Annotated in this window: 18 protein-coding genes; 7 read left to right on the top strand and 11 right to left on the bottom strand. The window is 75.2% G+C overall.

What is annotated here, in order from left to right; all coding sequences use genetic code 11:
* Positions 1–101 precede the first annotated feature (101 nt).
* Positions 102–1,166: a hypothetical protein gene (locus BLW76_RS27205; RefSeq protein ID WP_244170329.1), complete on the bottom strand. Its 1,065-nt coding sequence runs from the start codon at positions 1,164–1,166 to the stop codon at positions 102–104.
* 70 nt (positions 1,167–1,236) lie between these two features.
* Positions 1,237–1,590: an STAS domain-containing protein gene (locus tag BLW76_RS27200; protein ID WP_091312380.1), complete on the bottom strand. Its 354-nt coding sequence runs from the start codon at positions 1,588–1,590 to the stop codon at positions 1,237–1,239.
* A gap of 344 nt (positions 1,591–1,934) precedes the next feature.
* Here BLW76_RS27200 and BLW76_RS27190 point away from each other — a divergent pair, with 344 nt between their 5' ends.
* The 3 genes from BLW76_RS27190 (at position 1,935) to fusA (ending at position 8,834) form a co-directional block, all read left to right on the top strand.
* Positions 1,935–2,807 (top strand): MerR family transcriptional regulator, encoded by an 873-nt coding sequence (locus BLW76_RS27190; RefSeq protein WP_091312372.1) that lies wholly within the window; start codon positions 1,935–1,937, stop codon positions 2,805–2,807.
* 244 nt (positions 2,808–3,051) lie between these two features.
* Positions 3,052–6,639 (top strand): discoidin domain-containing protein, encoded by a 3,588-nt coding sequence (locus BLW76_RS27185; RefSeq protein ID WP_091312371.1) that lies wholly within the window; start codon positions 3,052–3,054, stop codon positions 6,637–6,639.
* A 260-nt stretch (positions 6,640–6,899) separates the two neighbouring features.
* Positions 6,900–8,834 (top strand): elongation factor G, encoded by a 1,935-nt coding sequence (gene fusA / locus BLW76_RS27180; RefSeq protein ID WP_091312368.1) that lies wholly within the window; start codon positions 6,900–6,902, stop codon positions 8,832–8,834.
* 150 nt (positions 8,835–8,984) lie between these two features.
* Here the strand turns inward: fusA and BLW76_RS27175 are convergent, their stop codons facing one another.
* The 3 genes from BLW76_RS27175 to BLW76_RS27165 are packed head-to-tail and all read right to left on the bottom strand — an operon-like array spanning position 8,985 to position 11,630.
* Positions 8,985–10,184: a cysteine desulfurase-like protein gene (locus BLW76_RS27175; RefSeq protein WP_091312366.1), complete on the bottom strand. Its 1,200-nt coding sequence runs from the start codon at positions 10,182–10,184 to the stop codon at positions 8,985–8,987.
* A gap of 32 nt (positions 10,185–10,216) precedes the next feature.
* A complete protein-coding gene (locus BLW76_RS27170) occupies positions 10,217–11,350 on the bottom strand; it encodes an acyltransferase family protein (RefSeq protein WP_244170328.1) in 1,134 nt (377 codons plus the stop codon).
* 55 nt (positions 11,351–11,405) lie between these two features.
* Positions 11,406–11,630: a hypothetical protein gene (locus BLW76_RS27165; protein ID WP_091312364.1), complete on the bottom strand. Its 225-nt coding sequence runs from the start codon at positions 11,628–11,630 to the stop codon at positions 11,406–11,408.
* 96 nt (positions 11,631–11,726) lie between these two features.
* On the opposite strand from BLW76_RS27165, the gene BLW76_RS27160 reads away from it, so the two are divergent.
* Complete coding sequence (locus tag BLW76_RS27160) at positions 11,727–12,977, top strand: glycosyltransferase 87 family protein (RefSeq protein ID WP_244170327.1); 1,251 nt, start codon at positions 11,727–11,729, stop codon at positions 12,975–12,977.
* Here the strand turns inward: BLW76_RS27160 and BLW76_RS27155 are convergent.
* Complete coding sequence (locus BLW76_RS27155; protein ID WP_244170326.1) at positions 12,928–13,362, bottom strand: DUF4383 domain-containing protein; 435 nt, start codon at positions 13,360–13,362, stop codon at positions 12,928–12,930. The genes BLW76_RS27160 and BLW76_RS27155 overlap by 50 nt on opposite strands.
* A gap of 88 nt (positions 13,363–13,450) precedes the next feature.
* Here BLW76_RS27155 and BLW76_RS27150 point away from each other — a divergent pair, with 88 nt between their 5' ends.
* Positions 13,451–13,912, top strand: coding sequence for an SRPBCC family protein (locus BLW76_RS27150; protein ID WP_091312359.1), 462 nt, complete (start codon positions 13,451–13,453; stop codon positions 13,910–13,912).
* Here the strand turns inward: BLW76_RS27150 and BLW76_RS27145 are convergent.
* Complete coding sequence (locus BLW76_RS27145) at positions 13,882–15,078, bottom strand: FAD-dependent oxidoreductase (protein WP_091312356.1); 1,197 nt, start codon at positions 15,076–15,078, stop codon at positions 13,882–13,884. The genes BLW76_RS27150 and BLW76_RS27145 overlap by 31 nt on opposite strands.
* Positions 15,075–15,518, bottom strand: coding sequence for a nitroreductase/quinone reductase family protein (locus tag BLW76_RS27140; RefSeq protein WP_091312355.1), 444 nt, complete (start codon positions 15,516–15,518; stop codon positions 15,075–15,077). Before BLW76_RS27140 ends, BLW76_RS27145 begins: the two co-directional genes overlap by 4 nt.
* A gap of 55 nt (positions 15,519–15,573) precedes the next feature.
* Between BLW76_RS27140 and BLW76_RS27135 the strand changes: the two genes are divergently transcribed.
* Both BLW76_RS27135 and BLW76_RS27130 read left to right on the top strand, forming a co-directional pair.
* On the top strand, positions 15,574–16,032 hold the full coding sequence (locus BLW76_RS27135; protein WP_091319943.1) for a MarR family winged helix-turn-helix transcriptional regulator: 459 nt from the start codon (positions 15,574–15,576) through the stop codon (positions 16,030–16,032).
* A 10-nt stretch (positions 16,033–16,042) separates the two neighbouring features.
* Positions 16,043–17,539, top strand: coding sequence for a cryptochrome/photolyase family protein (locus BLW76_RS27130; RefSeq protein WP_091312353.1), 1,497 nt, complete (start codon positions 16,043–16,045; stop codon positions 17,537–17,539).
* A gap of 12 nt (positions 17,540–17,551) precedes the next feature.
* On the opposite strand, the gene BLW76_RS27125 is transcribed toward BLW76_RS27130, so the two are convergent.
* Genes BLW76_RS27125 through BLW76_RS27115 form a run of 3 tightly spaced genes read right to left on the bottom strand, consistent with a single transcriptional unit; the run spans position 17,552 to position 25,064 of the window.
* Positions 17,552–19,015 carry an MFS transporter gene (locus BLW76_RS27125; RefSeq protein ID WP_091312349.1) on the bottom strand — a complete coding sequence of 488 codons (1,464 nt, stop codon included), beginning with the start codon at positions 19,013–19,015 and terminating at the stop codon, positions 17,552–17,554.
* Positions 19,006–23,358, bottom strand: a complete 4,353-nt coding sequence (locus tag BLW76_RS27120; RefSeq protein ID WP_091312346.1) for a type I polyketide synthase — start codon at positions 23,356–23,358, stop codon at positions 19,006–19,008. Before BLW76_RS27120 ends, BLW76_RS27125 begins: the two co-directional genes overlap by 10 nt.
* A complete protein-coding gene (locus BLW76_RS27115; RefSeq protein ID WP_091312343.1) occupies positions 23,355–25,064 on the bottom strand; it encodes a fatty acyl-AMP ligase in 1,710 nt (569 codons plus the stop codon). The genes BLW76_RS27120 and BLW76_RS27115 overlap by 4 nt, the downstream gene beginning before the upstream one ends.
* Position 25,065: the final 1 nt, after the last annotated feature.

Genomic DNA, 25,065 nt, shown 5'->3' with positions numbered 1-25,065 from the left:
TCTGGCGGACAGGGGAATTCCGCGAGTTTTCCGTCACTGCCCGGGTGATCGCCGCGCCCGGCGTCCCGTGACCCGGCGCGGCCGGGTCACGGGCACCCCGATCAGCGCTGGTACCGCAGCGCCCACTCCTCCCCGCAGTTCCAGCAGCTGCCGACGAGGAGCGTGCCGCCGTCCCCGTCGACCGGGCGCCAGCCGTCGACGCGCACGCTGGACGGGCCGGCCGGGACGGTCCCGAACGCCACGTGCCCCTGCGCGTCCGACACGGCGGTCGCGGTGACCGAGCCGTCCACGCGGTCGAGCAGCTCGACCGCCGTCCCGGTGATCGCCTCGCCCGCGTCGACGGTGTAGTTGTTGTTGCCGTCGTGGTAGATCACCCCGCCGGTGGGGCCGGGCGGGGCCGGGACGTGGCCGAAGAGGTTCAGCTCGGGCCGCCCGTCCGCCGGGCCGGGGTCGATCCCGAAGTCGCAGGCCGCGTAGAAGCCGCCGTAGGCGGGGGCGGCCGAGGGCACCGTCCCGGTCTCGGTGAACGTCCGCGACTCACCCGCCGCCAGGTCGATCGTGGCCGGGGTCGCGACGGCCCAGTCCGGCCACCCGAGGAGGTGGTCCTCGCCCCCGAAGCGGTCACAGCCCGCGGTGACCCCGTGCAGGTCTCCGCCGCTGACGTTGGCCAGCGTGAAGGTGACCTGGACGGGGTCGCCCACCTGGTAGGTGCCGCGGTCGAACGAGCCGGTCACGTGCAGCTTTTCGGAGAGCGGCCGGACCGCGCGCAGCGGCACCGACGGCCCGGGGTCGCTGCCGTCGCCGCGCTGCTCGGCGGCGGACCCGTACACCCAGCCGTCCGGCAGGTTCCGGGTGGCGATCCCGTAGCGCTGGGCCGGCAGGTCGGGCGCGGAAGCGCTCGTGCGGGACGCCGGAGTTCCAGGTCCAGACCACGGCGGTGATCGTGAACGTCCGGGTGGCGCCCGGGTCGAGGGCCACGCCGGCCGACGGGCTGCGACCGTGACCTTCGGCATCGGCCGGCCGGTCGGGGTGGTGAGGGTCAGCGTGATCGGGAAGGGCCTGCCGACCAGCTGGGGACCGGCGTCGACGGAGGCGGTGATGATCAGCGACGGCGTGTCGGCACCGGGCGGCGCCGCCCGGTGCCGGCGCAGCTGAACTGCGATCACCGTCAAGCTAGCGAACGGGACACCGCCGGACCGGGGCCGACGGGGTGATCAGGCGCGGCCCGGCCGGGCTTCAGCCGACGGCCGCCTGCGCGGCGTCGAGCCCCGCGTGCAGCGGCAGCACCCGGTCCAGGCCGAGGATCTGCAGCGGCCGGGTGACCGCGGTCTCGCCCGCGGCGATGGCGTACGGCACGTTGCGCGCGGAGGCGGCGCGGGACACCTCGACCAGCACGCTGAAGACGGTCGAGTCGCAGAAGGTCGTCTGGGTGAGGTCCACGACGACTCCCCGCGCGCCGTCCCGGATCGGATCCAGCAGCGCGTCCCGCAGGCGGGGCGCGCCGTCCAGGTCGAGCTCGCCCGCGCAGCGGACGATCACGATGCCGTCGTCGGTCGTGGTGGCGATGTCGGGCGCGGTGTGGTCGGTCATCGTCCTCCCCCTTCTCGGCGCCTCGACGGGGAATACCCACCGCGGCGGGGGTTCACGCCTCCGGGCGCGGTGCTGCCGCTGCGGCATCCGAGGGAAGCCGATGCACAAGCGCTGCGAGGCGGTATAGCGTGGAGGTTCCCGGCCGCCGTGGCTGCCACACCGCGCGGCCGGTGCGTTCCGGCCGCGCGGGCCGGATCACCGGCGCCGGGCGGCGCCGGAGGGGACGCGGCAGGCCGTCGCCCCGCCGCCGCGTCCCCGCGCACCGCCCGCGTGCCTTCGCCGGTCGGCAGGCCGGTGCCTCGCTAAACTTCGGCAGTTCGCGGTCGGCGAGGCGAAGGGGCACGGTGGAACCGGACAACGACGCGCCGCCCGGCGCCGGGGCATGGGCGCCCGGAAAGGTGGCGGAGCTGCTCGGGGTGTCGCCGGTGACGCTGCGCAGCTGGAGCGCGCGCTACGGGATCGGCCCGCCCGCCGCGGCCGGACGGCACCGCCGCTACTCCGACGGGGACGTCCGCCGCCTGCAGCACATGCAGCGGCTGGTCGCGCGGGGGATGCCGGTGCGGGAGGCGGCCGAGGCGGCGTTCGGCCACGCGCCCGCCGGGCTCGAGGTGCCGGCGGCGCGCCGCGCGCGCGAGCTCGAGGACGCCGCGGAGGAGCTCAGGTACGCCTCGGTGGCCGGGCTGCTGGACGAGACGCTGGGCACGCTGGGCCCGGCCGCCGCCTGGACCGACGTCCTGGCGCCGGTGCTGCGCGGCCTCGGCGACCGCTGGCAGCGCGGCGACGTCTGCTTCGCGTCGGAATGGGCGTTGACGTCGGAGATCTCGCTGGCGTTCGAACGGTTCAGCCGCCGGTTCCCGGCGGCGGTGCCGGGCCGCCCGGTGCTGCTGGCCTGCTGCCCGGCCGAACGGCATTCCCTGCCGATCGAGGCGCTGCGGGCGACGCTCGCCGAGGCGGCGGTCCCGGTGGCCTACCTCGGCCAGCTCGTGCCCGCGGAAACGGTGGCGGACCTGGCGGCCCGCCTCGACCCGGTCCTGGTGGTGCTGTGGGCCACCGCGCCGGCGACCGCCGACGACCTGCTGGCGGCGCGCCTCGGCGGGCTGGGCTGCGCGGTGGGGACGGCCGGACCGGGCTGGGCCCACCTCGGTGACCGCGGCTTCCGCTGGGTGAACGACATCGCCTCGGCGGTGGAGCTCGCCGTGGAGCACGCCGGGGCCTGACCGCCGCTCGCCGGTGCCGATCGCTGCCGAGTCGTTGCAAGCCCGTTTTGCCTCGCTCAGCGGGACACACTCCGGGCCGGGTGCCGACATCGATGTCAATAATCCGAATTCTTGTCCTCCTTGTCTTCTTGACGGTGTCGAGGACCGCGGCGGAAGCTTCCTGGCAACGTTGTCAGCCCGCCGCGCGACACCCCGCCAGGTCCTGCGCCGGATCCCGGGCTGCCGCTTCGAGAACGGAGTTCGCATGGCGGAGGAGAACGAGGTGGCCGCGGTGTCACGACGGCACGTCCTGGCGGCCGGCACCGGGCTGCTGGCGGGGTTCGGCCTCGCGGCCGTCCTGCCCGGAACGGCGTCGGCCGCGTCGGCCGCGCCGGCCGCACCGACCGCGCCCGAGAGCCGGAAGACCGACCTCGCGCTGTTCCGGCCGGTGCAGGTGTCCTCGACGGACTACGCCGCCACCCCGGCCGAGTTCGCCGTCGACGGCCTCGCCCGCACCGGCGTCCGCGGCTCCGGCTGGCGCGCCGGCCAGGGCGACGGCCAGTGGATCGTCGTCGACCTGCAGGCGGCCTGCGCCCTCGAGTCGGTGGTGCTCACCTTCGAGGCCCAGCCCGGCGACCCGGCCTTCGACGACACCGCCTCCCGCTCCCGGACCAGCGGTTTCGAGATCCAGTCCAGCTACGCGACGGCGTTCGACCTCGACGTCTCCGGCGACGGCAAGGCCTGGCGCACCGTCTTCCACACCGACGAGGGCACCGGCGGCGTCGTCACCATCCCGCTCTCGGTCACCGCGCGCTGGGTGCGGTTCACCGCCGGCCGCCGCTCGACGACCAACCCCTTGGGCCTCAACGGCTTCCAGGTGTTCGGCACGAGCCGCGAAGCCCGGCCCGCCGTCCGCGGCTGGACGAGCTTCCCGGTGCGCCCGGACGACACCCCGCCCGCCCTCGCCGTGGCGGCCGACGGGACCGTGCCGCTGGACTCCGGCTGGGTCCTCACCATGGACGACTGGGCGCCCGCCGGCGACGGCAAGGCACTCTCGGCGTCCGGTGTGGACACTCGTGGCTGGCTGACGGCGACCGTGCCCGGCACCGTGCTGGCCTCGCTCGTGGCACAGGGGCAGCTGCCCGATCCGGTCTCCGGGATGAACAACCTGCACGTCCCGGAAGCCCTCTCGCGCCACGCGTGGTGGTACCGCCGCCGCTTCGCCCTCCCGCGCGGCCTCGACACGTCCCCGGGCCGGCACGTCTGGCTCGAGTTCGACGGGGTCAACCACGAGGCCGAGATCTGGCTCAACGGCACGCGGATCGGCACCCAGAGCCACCCGTTCGGCCGCGGCGCGCACGACGTGACCGCCGCGCTCCGCCGCACCGGCGAGCAGGCCCTCGCGGTGAAGATCTCGCCGATGCCGCGGCCCGGCAGCCCCGGCGACAAGGGCGCCGACGGCAGCTCCTGGGTCGACGCGGGCGGCACGATGTTCGACAACTCGCCGACCTACCTCGCCGTGTCCGGCTGGGACTGGATGCCCGCGGTCCGCGACCGCGCGTCCGGCCTCTGGGACCACGTCCGCCTGCGCTCCACCGGCGCCGCGGTGCTCGGCGACGTCCGCGTCGACACGAAGGTGCCCGACGGCAAGACGGCCGAAGTCACCCTGACCGTGCCGGTGCGCAACGCCGCCGCGACGGCCCAGCGCGTCCGGGTCACCGCCGCGTTCGGCTCGCTGAACCTGACGGCCACCGTGACGGTCCCGGCCGGGCAGACCACCGACGTCGTGTTCCCGAAGCAGCGGGTCGAGAACGCGAAGCTCTGGTGGCCCAACGGCTACGGCGACCCGAACCTCCACGACCTGACACTGACCGCGGCGATCGGCGCCGCCACGAGCGACCGGCGGACGGTCAAGATCGGCCTGCGCGAGATCGGCTACCGCTACGACCTGCCGATCGTCATCGCCGACGGCCGCGCCACGCAGACCGTCGAGCTCGCACCGCAGAACGCCCGGTTCGTCCGCATGCAGGGCCTGAAGCGCGCCACCGGCTGGGGCTTCTCGCTCTGGACGATGTCCGTGCTGAACGGCTCGGGTCCCGACCTGGCACAGGGCAAGCCGTCGGCGGCGCAGTCGGTGGCCGACGGCAACCCGCCGGAACGCGCCTTCGACGGCGACCCGAACACCCGCTGGACGTCCGAATACAGCGACAACCAGTGGCTGCAGGTCGACCTCGGCGCCGCGACGGCGTTCGACCGCGTGGTGCTGACCTGGGAGACCGCCTACGCGGCGACCTTCAAGATCCAGGTGTCGCAGGACGGCGGCACCTGGACCGACGTCGCGTCGGTCGACAACAGCCCGAAGCCGCTGACGTTCCTCGTCAACGGCGTCAAGGTCTTCGCCCGCGGCGGCAGCTGGGGCTGGGACGAGCTGCTGCGCCGGATGCCCGCCGAGCGGGCCGACGCCGTCGTCGCGATGCACCGCGACATGAACTTCACCATGATCCGCAACTGGGTCGGGTCGTCCTACCGGCCGGAGCTGTTCGACGCCTGCGACAAGTACGGCATCCTGCTGTGGAACGAGTTCTGGGACGGCTGGTCGACCGACCCGGCCAACCACGACATCTTCCTGGCCCAGGCCGAGGACACCGTGCTGCGCTACCGCCACCACGCGTGCGCGGCCGTCTGGTTCGGCTGCAACGAGGGCACGCCGCCCGCGGTGCTCGACAACGCCCTGCGCGACCTCGTCCACACCTGCACCGACCTGCTCTACCAGGGCAATTCGGCCGGCGGCGTGATCACCGGCGACGGCCCCTACCGCTGGCTGGACCCGAAGCAGTACTTCACCGGGGAGGCGACGGGCGGCAAGTACGGGTTCTGGAGCGAGATCGGCCTGCCGACGGTGTCCGTGGTCGAGAGCATGCGCAACCTGGTCGGGGCCGGCGACCCGGGCTGGCCGATCGGCGCGCCGTGGTTCCTGCACGACTGGTCCACCAACGGCAACCAGTCCCCGCAGGGCTACCTGGCCGCGATCGACGCCCGGCTCGCGCCGTCGACCAGCCTGGCCGAGTTCTGCCGCAAGGCACAGTTCGTCAACTACGAGAGCATGCGCGCGATCTTCGAGGCGTGGAACGCGAAACTGGGGAACGACGCCACCGGCGTGCTGCTGTGGATGTCGCACCCTGCCTGGCACAGCACGGTCTGGCAGACCTACGACTACGACCTCGACGTCAACGGCAGCTACTACGGCGCGCGCAAGGGCTGCGAAGCCCGGCACGTCCAGGCCGACCTGACGACGTGGCAGGTGCGGGTGGTCAACCACACGCCGGGCGCGCTGACCGGCGTGACCGTCACCGCCCGGCTGCACGGCCTGGACGGGGCGGCGCTCGGCCCGGCCCGGCAGCAGCAGCTCGACGTGGCCCCGGTGTCGGCGGCGGCCGCGTTCGCCGTCCCGTTCGACGCCGGCCTGCCCGACCTGCACCTGCTCCGGCTGACCCTGACCGGCGAGGGCGGCGCGGTGCTGTCGGAGAACACGTACTGGCGCTACCGCACGGACACCGCGATGCGCGCGCTCAACCAGCTCCCCGGGGCCCGGCTGACCACGACGTGGCGCCCGGACGGCGACGCCTACACCGCGACTGTCCGCAACGACGGGAGGACGGTCGCGGCGATGATCCGGCTGTCGCTGCGGGAGCGCAACGGCACCGACCGCGTGTTGCCCACCCGCTACGGCGACAACTACTTCTGGTTGCTGCCGGGGGAGACCCGCACGGTCCGCGTCGAGCCGCGGCGCCGGGTGCCGAACGCGAAACTGCTGGTGGAGGCGTACAACGTGGCTGCGAAGCTCACGTCGTAGCCCGCGTCCGGCCGAAAACCGCGTTGGCCGGGGGACCGGCCGCCGCTAGTCTTCGCCGGAACCTGTCCACCGCGCCGATCGAAGGGAGCCGGCCATGCGTCACCGCGTCGCCGTCGCTCCCCGGTCGCGGTCCGAGGTGATCCTGGTGTCCCCGGGTGTCCGGTGCCTGCCGCGCGGCTCGCACCGGACCCCGTGACGCCCATCCCGCTGTCACGGGGAATCGCGCCGTCCTGACCACTTCGTCCACAAAGGACAAGGCTGTGCGCACCCGACCCCTGACCACCGTCCGCAACCTGGGCATCCTCGCCCACGTCGACGCGGGCAAGACCACCGTCACCGAACGGATCCTGCACCGCACCGGCGCCACCCACAAGACCGGCGAGGTGCACGACGGCACGACCGTCACCGACTTCGACCCGCAGGAACGCGACCGCGGCATCACCATCTTCGCCGCGGCCGTCAGCTGCGAGTGGGCCGGCCACCGGCTCACCCTCATCGACACGCCCGGCCACGTCGACTTCACCGCCGAGGTCGAGCGGTCGCTGCGGGTGCTCGACGGCGCCGTCGCGGTGTTCGACGCCGTCGCCGGGGTCGAGCCGCAGAGCGAAACCGTGTGGCGGCAGGCCGACCGGCACGGCGTGCCGCGCATCGCGTTCGTCAACAAGCTCGACCGCGCGGGCGCCGACCTCGACGCCGCCGTCGCCTCGATCCGGGCGCGGCTGCACCCGGCCCCGCTGGTCGTGCAGCTGCCGATCGGGCGCGAGGACGGCTTCACCGGCGTCGTCGACCTGGTGCACCTGCCGGTGGACGCCTCGGCGGAGGCTCGGCGGCGGCGTCGCGTGCTGGCGGAGGCCGTCGCCGAGCTGCACCCGGTGGCGCTCGACGAGTTCTGCGCCACCGGCACGGTTTCGGCGGAGACGCTGGAGAAGGCGCTGCGGGAGCTGACGCTCAGCGGCGCCGGGCTCGTCGTGCTGTGCGGGGCGGCCTACCGCGACCGCGGGATCGAGCCGCTGCTCGACGCCGTCGTCGCGTACCTGCCGTCGCCGGCCGACGTCCCGCCGGTGCGGCCCGACCGGCCCGCCGACCCGGCGGCGCCGCCGGCCGCGCTGGTGTTCAAGGTCGCCACGACGGCCACGGGACGGCTGACGTACCTGCGGGTGTACTCGGGAACGCTGCGGAAGGGAGACCAGGTGAGCGACGCGGGACGCCCCGAGCGCATCGCCCGTGTGCTGCGCGTCCAGGCCGACCGCTGTTCCGAAGTGGACAGTGCGGTGGCCGGCGACATCGTCGCGGTGGCCGGGCCGAAGGCGGCGCGCGTCGGCGCCACGCTCTGCGCGCCGGGCGACCCGGTGCTGCTGGAGCCGCCGGTGACGGCGGACCCGGTGGTCTCGGTGGCGGTCGAGGCCCGGCGCGACGCCGACCGGCTCGCGGTGGCACTGGCGCGGCTGGCCGAGGAGGACCCGTCGCTGGTCGTGCGGGTCGACCCGGAGACCGGGCAGACGGTGCTGTCCGGGCTGGGCGAGCTGCACCTGGAGGTGGCGGTGGAGAAGCTGCGGCGGGACCGCGGCCTCGAAGTCGTGGTGGGCCGCCCGTCGGTGGCGTACCGCGAAACGGTGGTCGGCGGGGTGACCGGGCTGGTCTACCGCCACGTCAAGCAGGACGGCGGCGCGGGCCAGTTCGCCCACGTGGTCCTCGACGTCACCCCGGCGGCCGAGGGCTTCGAGTTCACCTCGGCGATCGTCGGCGGCCGGGTACCGCGCGAGTACGTCCGCGCGGTCGAGGCCGGCTGCCGGGACGCGCTGGCCGCCGGACCGCTGGGCGGCCACCCGGTGACGGGCCTGCGCGTGACGCTGACCGACGGGGCAACGCACCCGAAGGACTCGTCGGACCTGGCGTTCCGCACGGCAGGCCTGCTCGGCCTGCGGCAGGCGCTGCGCGAGTGCGTGCTTCGCCTGCTCGAGCCGGTGGCCGAGGTGGTGGTGACGGTCCCGTCCGACGCGGTCGGCGGAGTGCTCGGCGACCTGGCGGCCCGCCGGGGGCGCGTGGCCGGCTCATCGGTGCGGCCACCCGCGGCGGAGGTGACGGCGACGGTCCCGGTGGCGGAGCTGTTCGGCTACGCAAGCCGGCTGCGGAGCCGCACCCAGGGCCGCGGCACGTTCACCGCCCGCCCGGCGGGGTTCGCGCCGGTGCCGTGAGGTGAGGGGTGGCGGGCCGGGAGGGAGACCCGGCTCGCCACCCGAACCCGCGGGATCGCCCGGCGTGTCGACCTCCTGATCACGCGTGTCGACCCTCCGATCACGCGTGTCGACCCTTCCGTCACGGAGGTTCGAGCTCCCGGCTCGCCTTCAGCCGCGGTCAAGCGACTCGGCCCCGGCCAGGAGCCGGTCGACATCGTCCTCCGTCGTGTACGGCGCGATCCCCGCCCGCACCGCCCCGGCGTCACCCAGCCCCAGCCGCCGTGAGCACTCGAGTGCGTAGAAACTCCCCGCCGGCGCGTTCACCCCCTGCGCCCCGAGGTGTTCGTACACCGCCCGCGATGGCACCCCTTCCACCGAAAACAGCACCGTCGGCGTCCGATGCCGCTCCGGCGCCCCGTACCGCGTGACCCCCGGCAGCGACGCCAGACCCGCGTCGAGCCGGGCCAGAAGGGCGTTCTCGTGCTCCTCCAACCCCGCCATCGACGCCAGCAGCCGCGACCGCCGCGAACCCGTGCCCGGCACCAGCCCGGCGAGGAAGTCGATCGCCGCGGTCGTGCCTGCCAGCAGCTCGTACGGCAGCGTGCCCAGCTCGAAGCGCTCCGGGACCGCGTTGGTCGACGGCAGCAGCTTGTCCGGGTGCAACGACTCCAGCAACGCCGGGGCCGCCGCCAGCAGCCCGAGGTGCGGGCCCAGGAACTTGTACGGCGAGCACGCGAAGAAGTCGGCTCCGAGCGCCGGGACGTCGACCGCCGCGTGCGGGGTCAGGTGGACGCCGTCGACGTACAGCAGCGCGCCCGCGGCGTGGACCTCCGCCGCGATCGCCGGGATGTCCGGGCGGGTGCCCAGCAGGTTCGACGCCGCCGTCACCGCGACCAGCCGCGTGCGGTCCGACAGCAGCCCGCCGAGCGGCGCGAGCTCGCCCGTCGCCGGGTCGAAGTCGGCCCAGCGGACCGTGGCGCCGGCCGCCGCGGCGGCCTGGACCCACGGGCGGATGTTCGCGTCGTGGTCGAGGCGGGTCACCACGACTTCGTCGCCCGGGCCCCACTTCTGGGCCAGCGTGCGGGAGAAGTCGTAGGTCAGCTGGGTCATGCTGCGGCCGAAGACGACGCCGGCCGGGTCGGCGGCCAGCAGGTCGGCGGCGGCCGCGCGCGCCTCGGCGACGACCGTGCTCGCCCGCCGCTCGGCCGCCGTGACGACGCCGCGGTTGGCGATCGCCGCGCAGAGCGTCTCGGCCACCGCCTGCCCGACCACGTCGGGGACCTGCGAGCCGCCCGGTCCGTCGAAGTGGGCGGCGCCGCCGTCGAGGGCGGGGAAGTGCGCGCGGATGCGCTGAACGTCGTAGGTCACGGCGCCAGCATGCCCAACGCGGCGCCCCGGCCTCAAGATCTCCGCAGCGGGGCGGCCGCCGTGGCGGGCAGCTGCGGCGGCGCGGCCACCGGGCGGCGGACCGGCGCGGGCGGCCGGAGGTGACGGCGCAGCCGCTGCGTCGGCTTCTCGACGTAGTTCCACGACAGCTGCCCGACGGCGTAGGCGAGGGGGACGGCGAGCAGGATCAGCAGCCACACGTGCCGCACCCCGGCGAGGATGAGCAGCTGCTGGATCGGGAAGCCCCAGATGTAGGTGCCGTAGCTGCCGTAGACGTACGGGGCGGCGACCTCCAGCTTCCGCGGCCAGTGCGTCGCGAGCGTGATGGCGCCGTACGCCGCGCTGAGCGCCAGCGCGTACCGGCTCGCCGGCGTCTGGCTCAGCCCGAGGTAGGCGCCGAACAGGACGAGCGCCACCCACGGCTTCAGCGGGATCCGGTCACGGTAGGCGTGCAGCACCACCCCGATGACGAAGGGCACCAGGAACGACACCGTCGAGCCGACCGGGACGGTCAGCAGCGAACCGCCCGCGCCGTGGTACTCGAACGTCGCCCGCAGCACGCTGTCGGTGTAGACCATGCCGCCGAGGACGAGGAACAGGAACCAGCGCGGCACGCCGATCAGCACGATCACGCCGGCCACCAGCACCAGCCCGTAGCCGAGCAGCTCCATCGGCAGCGTCCAGAGCGCGCCGTTCACCGAGAACGGGTACGGGTTGTTCGCGAACACCCCGGGCAGGTCGTGCTGCAGGTAGAACAGCACGGTCGTGCCGACGAGGTAGCGCCAGGTCTGGATGTGCGTCCAGTAGTCGTGGGCCGGCCAGGTCGTCACCAGCGGGCCGATCACGAACACCGTCACCAGCAGCACCACGACCAGCGGCGGCATGATCCGCAGCAGCCGCCGCGCGGCGAAGCGCCACCACGACGGATCGCGCGCCCAGCTGTCCTGGATCTGGTAGCCGCTCATCGCGAAGAAGCCCATCAGCGCGATGTAGCCGGGTGACATGTGCCAGGACGCGGGGAAGATCGTCAGCCGCTGCGGGTGCAGCAGCGGCATGCTGTGGTCGACGATGACCGTGATCGCGCCGATCATCCGCAGCCACGCGAAACCGGTGTTGGGATTGGCGTGAATTTTCGACGAGATCGGCACGGATCGGGATGCTAGCCCATCCGGCTGTGCCGCTTGACCCGAACGGCTCCGAAAGTCAGCGTCCGCGGTTGCGGGGGTGCTCCCGCACCCGGCGTTCGTTGCCGTGCTTGTAGTTGCCGGTCACCCGGGCCATCAGCAGCTGCTGGTCGTCACCCCGCGCCACCGCGGCCAGGAACCGCGCGGCGGCGGCCCCGCGCAGCGTGCCGGCGGGCCGCCCGTGGTGGGTGATCGTCACGGTGCCGCGCTCGTCGCGGTAGGCGAAGCCCTCCGGTGTCCCCATGCGCCCCAGGGTGGCACGGGCGGCAACCGGTTTCCCCGGGGTGCTTCGGGGGTTTCCCGGATGGCGCCCCGGCCGGGACCCGACAGAATGCGTGGGATGACAGGGGGAGCGGCCGTGCGGGCCAGGCTGGGGAACCGATACGTCCTGCTCGGGGCGCAGTTGCTGGTGCCGGCCGCGGTGCTCGTGTCGTACAACGGCGGCCGGTGGCGGTTCCCGGCCTACCGCGTCGACCTCGACGTCTACCGGCTCGGCTCGGGCGCGCTGCTGCACGGCCAGGCCCTGTACGGCACGCTGCCGCCGACCGGCGACGGCCAGTTCCTGCTCTTCACCTACCCGCCGTTCGCGGCGATCGTGCTGGCCCCGCTGGCGGTGCTGCCGTACTGGGCCGCGTGCCTCGCGCTCACCCTGCTCACCCTCGGCGCGCTGGCCGCGGTCGTGGTGACCGTGCTGCGGGCGCTCGGCGCGCGCTGCGACTGGCGGCGGGTGGCGGTGCTGCTGCTCGCGGCCGAGCTGCTGGAGCCGGTGCTGCGCACGCTGTACGCCGGCCAGATCGACCTGCTGCTGCTGGCGCTCGTCGTGCTGGACGTCCTGGTGGACACCCCGCGGTGGCCGCGGGGCCTGCTGATCGGCCTCGCCGCCGCGATCAAGCTGACGCCGGCGGTGTTCCTGCTGTACTTCCTGCTCCGCCGGGACACCCGGGCCGCGGTCACGGCGGGGGTGACGTTCCTGGCCGCGACGGCGCTGGGCTTCCTGCTCGCCGGCGCGGACTCGGTCCGGTACTGGACGGGCGCCCTGTGGGACACCGGCCGCGTCGGCGAGCCGACCTACGCCGGCAACCAGTCGCTGCTCGGGCTGCCGGCCAAGGCCGGGGTGCCGCCGGAGGCCCGGACGGCGTGGTGGCTGCCGCTCGTCGCGGTGGTCCTGGTGCTGACGGTGCTGGGCGTGCGGCGGGCGCTGGCCGCGGGGGAGCGGACCATCGCGCTGGGCCTGAACGCGCTCGGCGGGCTGCTGGTCTCGCCGATCTCCTGGACCCACCACTGGGTCTGGGCGGTGGTCGTCCTGCTCGGCTGGGCCGAGCTGGCCCGCCGCACGCGCCGCCGCGGGGTGGCGGTCCTGGCCGGGACGGGCGCGGTGCTGTTCGTCGCCGGGCCGCAGTGGTGGTGGCCTCGCGGCGGGGAGGTGGAACGGCACTGGTCGGTCCTGCAGCAGCTCACCGGAAACGGCTACGTCCTGTTCGCGCTCGCGCTGCTCGTCACCGCGGTGCTGGTGCGGTTCCCGCGGCCGGAGGGCGAGCCGCTCAGCGGGGCTGTTCCGGCCGGCGCCGCAGCCAGCCCGCGCCGAGGATGAGCATCCCGGTGCCGAGGGCCAGGTCGAGGCAGACGCCCGCGGTGTTCAGCGGCAGCGTGTCGGTGATGGCGTGCGGCAGCGGGAGCAGCCCGGCCAGGCCCACCACGGCGTAGCAGGCGCCGGCCACGACCAGGAACCGGGCGGCCCAGCACGAGGACCGGGTGCAGAACACCGCGGCGGCGCCGGTCAGCAGGTGCACCAGCGTCCACACCCCGGACACGGCGAGCACGCCGAACAGCACCCGCGGGCCACCGCCGTCCGGCACCCCGGCCATCAGCTCCAGTGCGGCCAGCACGAGGAAGAGCAGGCCGATCAGCATGCCCATGCCCTGCACGGGGGCGGGGCCCCGCCGGGGCGCCCTGGTCTCGGGTTCGCTGGCCGTCATGCCTGCGGGGTTCCCCGCCCGAACCCTTTTAATGCACGGCATCCCGGGTATCCGGGCACGATCCGGACCGGCGACGAGGAGTGCAGCAATGACCGAGTACCGCCACAGCGCGACCGCCGACATCCCCGCGGACGAGCTGTTCGCGTTCCTGAGCCACCCCGAGAACCTGCCGCGCTACTTCCCGGAGATGAAGGTCGCCGAGCCGAAGGGCGGGGACAGCGTCCACGTCGAGGCCGAGGTGCACGGCGAGCGCGTCGCGGGGGAGGCGTGGCTGCACACCGACCCGGCGACGCGGTCGCTGAAGTGGGGTGCGGAGGGCCCCGACGACTACCACGGCGAGCTGCGCATCGCCGACGACGGCCCGGCGTCCTCGCAGATCACCGTGACGCTGCACAGCGTCCGCGAAGCCGACGGCAACGAGGTCCAGCAGGGCCTCGAGCGCACGGTCGCCGCCATGACGCACGCCGCGTCCGCCGACGCCGACGTCGAGGCGGCCGAAGGCCAGGGCGGCTGGACGTCCTACGACGCGAAGAGGGATTCGTCGAGCTGAGGCGGGAAGGGCCCGTAGGCGTTGCCGCGCGCCCCGCGGGTGCGCACGGCCGGGACGGCGAACACGTACTTGAGCAGTTTGGGTGGCGCGGTGCCGCGGCCGCGGGCCCGGGCGGCGGCCGCCCGCCGCTCGACGCGCACCTGGTCGGCCTGAACGCGCTCGATCGCGCGGATCCGGTCCGCCTGCACGCCCGCGAGGTCCGCGGGCGTGACGCCGCCCCGGCGGAAGGCCGGGACCAGCCGGTTCGCCGCGGCGACGGCGTCCTGGACCGCCATCAGGATGCCGTTGCCGCCGACCGGGGAGATCACGTGCGCGGCGTCGCCGAGCAGCAGCAGGCCCGGGCGGTGCCAGTCGGCCACCCGGGAGATGTCCACCGACAGCAGCGTCGTCTGCGAGAAGTCCGCCAGCAGGTGGGCCCGGTCGGCCAGCCACGGCACGCGCTCGCGGAGGAACGCGCGGATCGGCTCGACGCCGCGTTCGCGCACGGCCGGGTATGCCCCCTTCTCGATGCTGTAGCCGACCTGCCAGTCCCGGACGCCGCCGAGCACGCCGACGTAGGAGTCCCGCCCGAAGTAGAGGTCGAGGTCCGCGTCCGGCGGGTCGGCGGCCGACCGCGGCAGCCGGAACCACAGCAGGTCGGTGGTCGCCCCGAGGGACCGGGCTTCGAGGCCGGCCAGGCGCCGCACCGTGGAGAACCGGCCGTCGGCGCCGATCACGACGGAGGCGGCCAGCTCGCCGCCGCGGTGGCGGACGCCGGTCACCGTGCCGTCGTCTTCGATGAGCCCGGTGACCTTGGCGTTGGTCCGCAGCGTGAACGACGGGAACGCGCTCGCCCGCTCGGCGAGGAAGTCGAGGAACCGCACCTGGGGCATGAGCGCGACGTAGCCGAACGGCGTCCGGAGGCGGTCGTAGTCGGCGGCGCGGTAGACGCCGTGCGGGGTGTGGAAGCGGAACGAGCGCGCCTTGAAGTGGTCGAGTGCGAGCAGGTCGTCGGCCAGGCCCAGGCGGTCGAGCAGTTCGAGGGTGTACGGGTGCAGCGAGTCGCCGCGGAAGTCGCGGTCGAAGTCCGAGCGCGCCTCCAGCACGGTGACCTCGATGCCGGCCCGGGCGAGCAGGTAGCCGAGCAGCAGCCCGCCGGGGCCGCCGCCGGCGATCGCGACGCTCACGTCTCGTCCACTGTGGACAGGCGGAAGACCGCCATTCCGGGCAGGTGCGCCAGGATCTGCGCCGGCGTCGCGTCCTGCGGGACCGGGAACGCCCGGATCGCCCACGGCACCCGCATCGCGGCCAGGTAGGCGGCGACGACGGCGGCCGCTTCCTCGCCGACGGTGGGCTCGGCGCGGCGGGGGTCGCGACGGCCGGCGGACAGCAGCGCGCATTCCGGCGTCGCCAGGAGGTTCGCCACCCAGTCGCGGTCGCGGACGGGGGAGACGAGGTAGTGCCGCGTGTGCCGCGCGATCACGGCCAGTGGCACGCGCCGCGGGGTGCCGGTGCGGCGGCCGCGCGTCTCGACGACACGCAGGGCGTACCCGCCTTCCGGGGCCGGCTCGGCAGGCGCGTCGATCAGCTTCGCGGTCATTTCGGCGTTCATCGCTCGGACGTCCACGGCACCCACGGTAGCAAAACTAGCTAGATTGTCTAGCTAACTTAGAATGCCAGGCGTGGAAGACAGTCCCGTCGCGCTCCGGGTGAACCTGGCCCTGCGCGAGCTGCTCGCCCTCGCCCACGACGTCCAGGTCGCCCTGGCCCGGCGCCTCGGCCTGGGCGCCACCGACGTGCAGGCGCTGCAGCACCTGGCGGGCGGCGCGCCGATGGGCACCGTCGACCTCGCGCACGCCCTCAAGATCCGGTCCGCCTCCGCCACGGTGCTGGTCGACCGCCTGGCAGCCGCCGGGCACGTCCGCCGCGACCCGCACCCGCGTGACGGGCGGCGGGTCACCCTCGTCGTCAGCGAGGCGGCGCGCGCCGAGGTCGGGGCCGCGCTCGCCCCGCTCGTCGACGCGATCACCCGGTTGACGGACGGCCTGGCGCCGGGGCAGGCGGAGGTGGTGGCCCGGTTCCTCGGCGACACCACGGAGATCCTGCGGGCTTACGCTGCGGAGCCGCCGGAAGCGGGTTAGCGTTCCGCGCATGCGAGACGAGCCCGCGCTGTGGCTGTTCGCCGACCAGCTCGGGCCCCACTTCCACGGCACGGCCGGCCACCGCGGCCGCGACGTGCTGCTGATCCGGTCGGCGGCCGCCTTCGCCGGGAAGCCGTTCCACCGGCAGAAGCTGCACCTCGTCCAGGCGGCGCTGTACCGCCTGGCCGCCGACCTCGGCGACCGCGTCACCCTGATCGACGCGCCCGACTACCGCACCGGGCTCCGCCGGTTCGGGCGGCCGGTCGTGGTGCACGAGCCGACGTCGCACGCCGCCGACGCCTTCGTCCGGCAGTTGCGCGACGAAGGCGTCGTCACGGAAATCCTGCCCACCCCCGGCTTCGTGCTGTCCAAAGCGGACTTCGCCGGCTGGGCCGCCGGGCGCACGCGGTTCGTCATGGCGGACTTCTACCGCGACCAGCGGCGGAAGTTCGGCGTGCTGCTGGAGCCGGACGGCGAACCCGAGGGCGGGCGGTGGAGCCACGACCACGACAACCGGCAGCCGCCCCCGAAGACCACCCGGCTCGGCGTCCCCGCGCCCTGGCACCCGCGCGAGGACGCGATCGACGACCGGGTCCGCGCGGAACTGGACGCGGCCGAGCGCGCCGGGAAGATCCACCCGGTCGGGGTGGACGGGCCACGGCAGTTCGCTGTCGGGCACGACGAAGCCGAGGAAGCCCTGTGCCGGTTCCTCGACCACCGGCTGCCCGTGTTCGGCCCGCACCAGGACGCCATGCTGACCCACGACTGGGCGATGGCGCACGCGCTGCTTTCGGTCCCGCTGAACCTCGGCCTGCTCGACCCCCGCGACGTCGTGCGGCGGGCCGAAGAGCGGTACCGGGCGGGGGAGGCGCCCCTGAGCAGCGTCGAGGGGTTCGTCCGGCAGGTGCTCGGCTGGCGGGAATGGGTGTGGCACCTGTACTGGCACCAGGGGCCGGACTACCTCCGCCGCAACGCGTTGCGGGCGCACCACGAGCTGCCGGAATGGTGGCGGAGGCTGGACGCCGACGCGGTCGAGGCGGCGTGCCTGCGCACCGCGCTGGCCGGCGTCCGCGACCGCGGCTACGCCCACCACATCGAACGCCTCATGGTGCTCGGCAACCACGGCCTCCAGCGCGGCTACGACCCGGCCGCGCTGACCCGCTGGTTCGCCACGGCGTTCGTCGACGGGTTCGCCTGGGTGATGCCGGCGAACGTGATCGGCATGAGCCAGTACGCCGACGGCGGGGTGGTCGCGACCAAGCCCTACGCGGCCGGCGGCGCCTATATCGACCGGATGAGCGACCACTGCCCCGGCTGCGTCTTCGACCCGAAGAAGCGAACGGGGCCGGACGCCTGCCCGTTCACCGCGGGGTACTGGGCTTTCCTGCACCGCAACGCCGAACGGCTCCGCGGCAACCACCGGATGCGCCGGCCGTTGAGCGGGCTGGACCGGCTCGCCGACCGCGCCGAGGTCGTGGCCCGGGAAGCCGGCCGCCGGCACTTCTGATCGTATAACGACCTATACGGCCGGGCGACGACGAACAACCGCCAGCGCCGCAACGACGAAAAGCCCGGCAGCGACCGCCATGGCGGCCTGCACGCTTGTGGTGCAGGCCGCCCGGGCCGCCGCGAGCAGCTCGGGGGCCGCCGCCAGGCCGTGCGCCGCCGCTTCCGCCTGCGCCGGCCCGGCCGACGCCAGCCGGGCCGCCGCCTCCGGGATGCCGGGCGGGAGCACCAGGTGCGCCGCGTAGACCGTGGCGGCCAGCGAACCGAACGCCGTCGTGCCCAGGCCCGCGCCCAGCTCGTACCCGGTCTTCTCGACCGCGGCCGCACCGCCCGCCCGGTCGGCCGGGGCGGCCGACAGGAGCGTGTCCGTGCTCGACGTCAGGGCGAGAGCCATGCCCAGGCCCGAGCCGGCCAGTGCGGCACCCAGCCACCACGGCGACGCCAGCCCGCCGGCCGCCGGGATGGCCAGTGCGGCCGCCGCCAGGGCGAACCCGGCCGTGCGGACCCGGGCGTTGCCGAAACGCTCCAGCAGCGCCGGGGCCCCCACGCTGCCCGCCGCCGAGGCGCCGAGCACGAGCAGCAGCCGCGCCGCCGCGGCGGTCGGGGAGAGGCCGAGCACCACCTGGAGGTACTGGGCGAGCAGCAGGCCGAGCCCGACCAGCGTGCTCATCACCAGCAGCACCCCGCCGACCGCGCCCGGCACGCCCGGCCGCCGGAACAACGTGAGGTCCAGCAGGGGAGTGCGCGCCCGGCGCTGGCGGCGGACGAACAGCGCGAGCAGGACGCACCCGGCCGCCCCCGCCCCGAAGCCGCCCCCCGACGGCCCGGCGGCGAGGGCGATCCCGAGCACGCCGCCCGCCGCGAGCGCGGCGCCGAGCGCGTCCCACGGTTCCCGGCCGGGCAGGCTCCGCGGCAGCCACCTCAGCGCCGCCCCCACGGCGGCCAGGATCACCGGCGGGTTGACCAGGAACGTCGCCCGCCAGCCCCACGCCTCCACCAGCAGCCCGCCGAGGACCGGCCCGAACACCGAACCGGCCCCGGCGATGCCGCTGCAGACCGCGATCGCCGTGCGCCGCCGGTGCCGGTCCGGGAACAGGTCCCGCAGCAGCGCCATCGTCACGGGCATGATCAGCGCGCCGCCGACGCCGAGTGCCGCGCGGGCGGCGAGCAGGGCCGGGACGCCGGGGGCGAGCGCGCAGCCCAGCGACGCGACGCCGAACACCGCGTAGCCGGTGACGAGCACCCGCCGCCGTCCGAAGCGGTCGCCGAGCGTGCCGCACGGCAGGAGCAGCGGCGCCGCGGTGAGCGGGTAGATCGCCACGATCCACACCTGGGCGGCCGCGCCGGGGCGCAGCTGCCGGACGAGGTCGGGCAGGGCCACGTGCAGCACGGTCGCGTCCACGGCGACCAGGAGGAGGCCGGCGCCGAGCACGGCCAGCGGCGGCCACGCCCGGACGCCCGCCCGCGTCACGGCCACAGCAGGTCCGCGAGGTGCCGCGCGACGACGTCGACGTGCGGCGGGTCGACGACCGACAGGTGGTGCGCGGCCACCGGGACGATCTCCAGCGCCGGGCACAGCTCGGCCCAGCCTGCCGCGAGGTCGGTGCGGGAATAGCGCGGTTCCATCGCGAGCCCGGCGGCGTACGGCTCGGTCGCCCGGTACAGCACCACGCGGCCGGCGTAGGGCCGCGGCGTCGCGCGTTCCGCGGCCAGGGTGTCCAAAAAGGACTCCCGCTGGTGGCGCAGCACGCCGGGGCTCAGCAAGCCCGCTTCGGCGACCCGCCGCATGGTGAGGTCGATCTGTTCTTCTTCGGGCAGGGGCGCGAGTTCGTCGTGGCCGAGCCGGACGGTCCGGCCGTAGGTGCCTTCGACGTAGCCGGTGAAGCGCAGGAACCGGCGGGCCGACGACGCGCGGGGATCGAGGTCCGGCTCGGGCAGCGGCAGCATGGTGTCGATCAGCGCGACGAGTTCGACCGGTTCGCCCCCGTCGGCGAGCCGGGTGGCGACGCCGTAGGCGAGGGCGCCGCCGAAGGACCAGCCGGCCAGGCGGTAGGGCCCGTGCGGCTGCCGGGCGCGGACCAGCGGCAGGAGCTGTTCGACGCGGTCTTCGAGGCCGGCGCCGGGGACGCGTTCGAAGCCGGCGCAGGGCACGCCGGCGGGCAGCCGGTCCAGCAGCGGCCGGTAGACGGTGCACGTGCTGCCGCCGGGGTGGAACAGCAGCAGCGGCGCGGTTCCGGCGTCGCCCGGCTTGAGGACGTGCACGGGCCCGCGTTCTTCGCGGGTGTCGAGCAGGGCTCGTGCGACGTCGGCGACGGCGGCGAGGGAGTCGTGCCGGAGCAGGTCGGCCGGATCGACGGGGGTGTCGAGCTCGGCGGTGAGCCCGGCGGCGAGCAGCCGCGCGACGTGGTGGGGTTCGCCGGTGGCGCCGAGGCGGGTGTGCGGGCCCGCGTCGGTGCCGGTGTGCTGCCGCCAGAGCCGCAGGACGAGCCGGTCGGCGGCGTCCCAGGCCCGGCCGCGGGCGGGCGGTTCGTCGCCGCGCGGGGCGAGATCGCGGTTGAGGTCGGCGAGGGTGGCACCGCGGAGGACGGCGGCGGGGTCGGGTTCGGTGCCGAGCTCCCGGCGGACGGCGTCGCGGATCCGGTTGGCCATGAGGGAGTCGAGCCCGAGTTCGACGAGCGGGACGTCGGGGTCGAGGCGGTCGGGGGAGAGGCCCATGATCGCGGCGACGATGTCGGCGAGCGTTCTCCCGGTGCGGGGCTGGTCGGCGTGGCTCGGCGCGGGCTCGGGGGTGCTCGGTTCGGTGTCGGTGTACCAGTGCCGTTCGTGGCGCCAGGGCATCGGCGGCACGTCGGTGACGCGGGCGTCGTCGTCCGGCGCGGCGAGGGTGATGCGGGTGCCGGTGCAGTACAGGGTGGCGGCGGCCGCGGCGAAGGCCCGGACCTCGTCCTGGCCGCGGCGCAGGGTGCCGGTCACGACGGCGTCGGCGATCCCGGCGGCTTCGAGCGTCCGGGCCAGCGAACCCCGCAGGATCGGGTGCGGCGACACCTCGACGAACACGCGGTGCCCGTCCGCGGCCGCCGCGGCGACGGCCTGCCGGAACCGCACCGGGCGGCGCAGGTGCGCGGCCCAGTAGCGGGCGTCGAAGTCCGGCAGTTCGCGCGGGTCGGTCAGCACGGTGTCGTACCAGGGCACCAGCGGCCGCCGTCCGCCCAGTTCGGCGAGGGCGTCCCGCAGGGGGCCGAGGACAGGTTCGACGCCGGCCGAATGCCCGGCGACCCCGACCGGCAGCCGCCGCGCACCCCGCCCGGCGGCGGTCAGTTCGGCGACGAGCCGATCGAGCGCATCGGCATCCCCGGCGACGGTGACCTGCCCGGGCGCGGAGTCGACGGCGAGTTCGACGCCGGGCCGGCCGTCGAGTTCGTCCGCGGCCAGTTCGACGGCGGCCATCGCACCGCCGGGGCCGAGTGCGCCGAGCAGCCGGGCACGGGTGGCGACGAGGTGGACGGCCTCATCGGCGGTCAGCGCCCCGCAGGTGACGGCGGCGGCCGCGGAGCCGAGCGAGTGCCCGAGGACGGCGGCGGGCCGGACGCCGAGCGCCTCCCACCGCGCGGCGAGCGCGACCTGCGTCCCGAAGATGGCCAGTTGCGTGTCGGCGAGGGAGAGGGGAGCGGCGCCGGTGAGCAGCGAGCGGAGCGAGCGTCCGCCGTGTTCGGCGAAGGAGTCGCCGAGCTTGTCGACCTGCGCGGCGAAGGCGGGTTCGGAGGCGAGCAGCCGTCGGCCCATTCCAGCCCATTGGGACCCGTGCCCGGAGAACACGAAGACGGGCCCCTCCCCACCGACGGCGGAGCCGGTGAGCGCACCGGCGGGCAACGGATCTTCTTGCTGGGCGACGGCCCGCAGCAAGGCGGCCAGTTCCCGGTGGTCCCCGGCGACGACGGCGGCGCGGTGCGGGCCGCCTTCGTCGCGCCGGAAGAGGGTGTGGGTGACATCGGCCGGCGAACTGCGCCGCCCGGCGGGCGAATCGAGCCAACCGGCGAGCTGCGCGGCCCGCTCGATGAGGCGGTCGTGGGTGCGCGCGGAGAGAAGCCCGATCCGGACCTCGGTGCGGTCAGTCGTGCCGCTTGGCAGAGCCGTCCGGAGCTCGGTGCGGTCCGGAGTGCCGCTCGGCCGCGCCGTCCGGACCTCGCCGGAGTGACCGGCGCGCTCCGAGCCGCCGGCCCGCCCCGGAGCCCCGCTCGACCGCACCGGCTGGTCGGCCCGAAGCCCGCCGCCCCGCGCTCCCGGCGTCCCCGCCCGGCCCCCGCTGAACGAGCGCCCACCCGGCGCCGCCGCCTCCTCCAGCACCACGTGCGCGTTCGTCCCGCCGAACCCGAAAGCCGACACCCCCGCGACCGCGCGCCCGCTGCGGCGCGGCCACGGCGTCGGCTCCGTGACCACCCGCAACCCCAGCTCGCCGAACGGGATGTGCGGGTTCGGGGCCGCGAAGTGCAGCTGGGGCGGGAGCGTGCCGTGCTGCATCGACAGCACCACCTTGATCAGCCCCGCTATCCCGGCCGCCGCCTCGGCGTGGGCGATGTTCGTCTTCACCGAGCCGATCAGCAGGGGCTCGTTCGGCCGGCGGCCCGTGCCCAGGACCGCGCCGAGTGCGCGTGCCTCGATCGGGTCGCCGAGCAGCGTTCCCGTTCCGTGAGCCTCCACATAGTCCACAGTGGACGGATCAAGGCTGCGGTAGGCGTCCCGCAGCATCGCCCGCTGCGCCGGCGGGTTGGGCGCGGCCAGGCCGTTCGACCGCCCGTCGGAGTTGACCGCCGACGACCGGATCACCGCGAGCACGCGGTCGCCGTCGCACTCGGCGTCCGCCAGCCGCTTCAGCACCACCACGCCGCAGCCCTCGGCTCGCGCGATGCCGTCCGCGGCCGCCGAGAACGTCTTGCAGCGGCCGTCGGCGGCGAGCAGGCCCGCTGCCGCGAACGCCGCCGTCGGGCCCGGCAGCAGCATCAGGTTCACCCCGGCCGCCAGCGCCAGGTCCGCGTCGCCGTCGCGCAGGGCGCGCACCGCGTGGTGCACCGCGACCAGCGAAGACGAGCACGCCGTGTCCACCGCCACGCTCGGCCCGCGCAGGTCGTAGACGTACGACAGCCGGTTGGCCGCGATGCTGCCCGCCGCGCCCGTCGCCGTCCACAGGTCCGGCGCGCCGCCGGTCATCGTGAGGTGGCCGTAGTCGTGGGTCGCGATCCCGGTGAACACGCCGGTCCGGCTGCCGCGCAGCGACGACGGCGCGACGCCGGCGTGCTCCAGCGCCGCCCACGTCACCTCCAGGAGCATCCGCTGCTGGGGGTCCATCGTCGCCGCTTCGCGCGGGGTGATGCCGAAGTGCTCGGCGTCGAACCCGGCGACGTCGTCGAGGAACCCGCCGAGCACCGGCGCCGCGTCGGCGTCCCAGCGGCCGGGTGGCGCGGTCCGGACGGCGTCCCGCCCGGTCCGCAGCAGGTCCCAGAACTCGCCGGGCCCGTCCGCGCCGGGGAACCGGCAGCCGAGGCCGACGACGGCGACCGGGTCGGTCCGGCGGCGGTCGGTGCCCGGCCGGACCTCGGGCTCGTCGGCGCCGGTGAGGCTGCGGACGAGGTGGTCGATGGTCGGGCTCTCCCACAGCAGCGTCGGCGGTAGCCGCCTGCCGAGCCGTTCTTCGAGGTCGGCGGCGATGCCGACGGCCTGGCGGGAGGACAGGCCGTAGTCGCCGAGCGGGTGGTCTGGCTCGGGGGTGACGCCGGTGTGCTCGGCGATGGTGGCCACGAGCCAGCGGCGCAGGGTGTCGGTCATCGCGCGAGGGCCTTTCCGTAGTCGCCGGCGAGGTAGCGGTCGCGGCAGGCACCGCGCGCGATCTTGCCGCTGGACGTCCGCGGCACCCGCCCGGGCGGCACGAGCAGCACGTCCCGCAGCGCGAGCCCGTGCGCGTCGGAGATCAGCCGCCGGATCGCCGCGGCGAGCGCGCGTTCGGCGGGTTCGGCCAGGTCGGCGTGGCCGCGGTGCTCGGCGACCACGACGACGGCTTCGGTGTCGGTGCCCGCGACGGCGAACGCGGCGACGCTGCCGGGGCGGATCGCGGGATCGGCCGACGCGGCGGTCGCTTCGACGTCCTGCGGGTAGTGGTTGCGCCCGTCGACGATGATCAGGTCCTTGATCCGGCCCGCGATGTAGAGCTCGCCGTCGTGGCGGACGCCGAGGTCGCCGGTCCGCAGCCACGGCCCTTCGGGCAGGCTGCCGAGCAGCCGGGCGCCGAAGGTTTCGGTGCTCTCCAGGGGTTTCCGCCAGTACCCGGCGCCGACGTTGGGCCCGTGCACCCAGATCTCGCCGACCGAGCCGTCGGGCAGCACGGCCGCCGTGTCCGGGTCGACGAGCGCGACGAGCTGCCCGGCCGGCGCACCGCACGCCACCAGCCGGACGCCGTCGGCGGACGGCCGCGCCTTGCCCGTGGCGAGGGCGTCGCGGTCGAAGGTGGTGACGCGCGGGACCGCGGCGGGGCCGGTGGTGACGAAGACGGTGGCCTCGGCGAGGCCGTACGCCGGGCGCGTCAGCTCCGGCCGGTAGCCGGCCGCGGCGAAGGCCGTGTGGAACCGGTCGAGGACGTCCGGGTTGATCGGTTCGGCGCCGTTGACGATCGCGGCGACGCGGCCGAGCCGCAGCCGGGCCCGGTCGGCCTCGCGGATCCGGCTCGCGCAGTAGTGGAAGGCGAAGTTGGGGGCCGCGCTCCAGCTGCCCGCGTGGTCGCCGAGCAGTTCCAGCCAGCGGACCGGCCGCTCGACGAACGCGAGCGGGTCCATCAGGACCGACCGCAGGCCCAGTGCCAGCGGCGTGACGAGGCCGAGGACGAGCCCCATGTCGTGGAACAAGGGCAGCCACGAGACCGTGGTGGCCGCGGCCGGGTCGAGGCCGAGGCCGCGCACCGCCTGGGTGACGTTGGCGAGCACGTTCGCGTGGGTCAGCACCACCCCGGCCGGGCTGCGGGTGGAGCCGGAGGTGTACTGCAGGTACGCGACGTCGTCCGGGGCCGCGGCGGGCGCCGGCCACGACCGCGCCGGCTCCGGCCGGTCCACCGCGACGACGGCGACGTCCCGGCCGACGAACTCCTCGACGTCCCGCTCGGCCGCCGCGGTGGTGACGACGGCGGCCGGCGTGCAGTCGGCGAGGACCGCGGCGAGCCGTCCCGCGTGCCCCGGCAGGCCGGGGTCGAACAGCGGCACCGCGATCGCGCCCGCGGCGATCGCGGCCAGGAACCCGACGACGTAGTCCGGGCCCTGCGGGCAGAGCACGGCGACCCGGTCGCCCGGCGACACGGCCAGCGCGCCCGCGGCGGCGTCGACGCGCTCGGCCAGCTGCCGCCAGGTGAGCGTGCGCCGCCGCCCGGCGGGATCGGCGGCGAAGTCGGCGAAGGTGAGGGCGGGGGCCTCGGGGGTGGTCGCCGCCCAGTGGCGCAGGCACGCGGTCAGGGTGTCGCCGCCCACCGCCGGGAAGTTCTCCTGGGACATG

This window comes from Amycolatopsis tolypomycina, from assembly GCF_900105945.1.
Classification (GTDB): domain Bacteria; phylum Actinomycetota; class Actinomycetes; order Mycobacteriales; family Pseudonocardiaceae; genus Amycolatopsis; species Amycolatopsis tolypomycina.
Note: the sequence above shows the minus strand (reverse complement) of the source record. Positions and strands in the feature narration are given on the sequence as shown.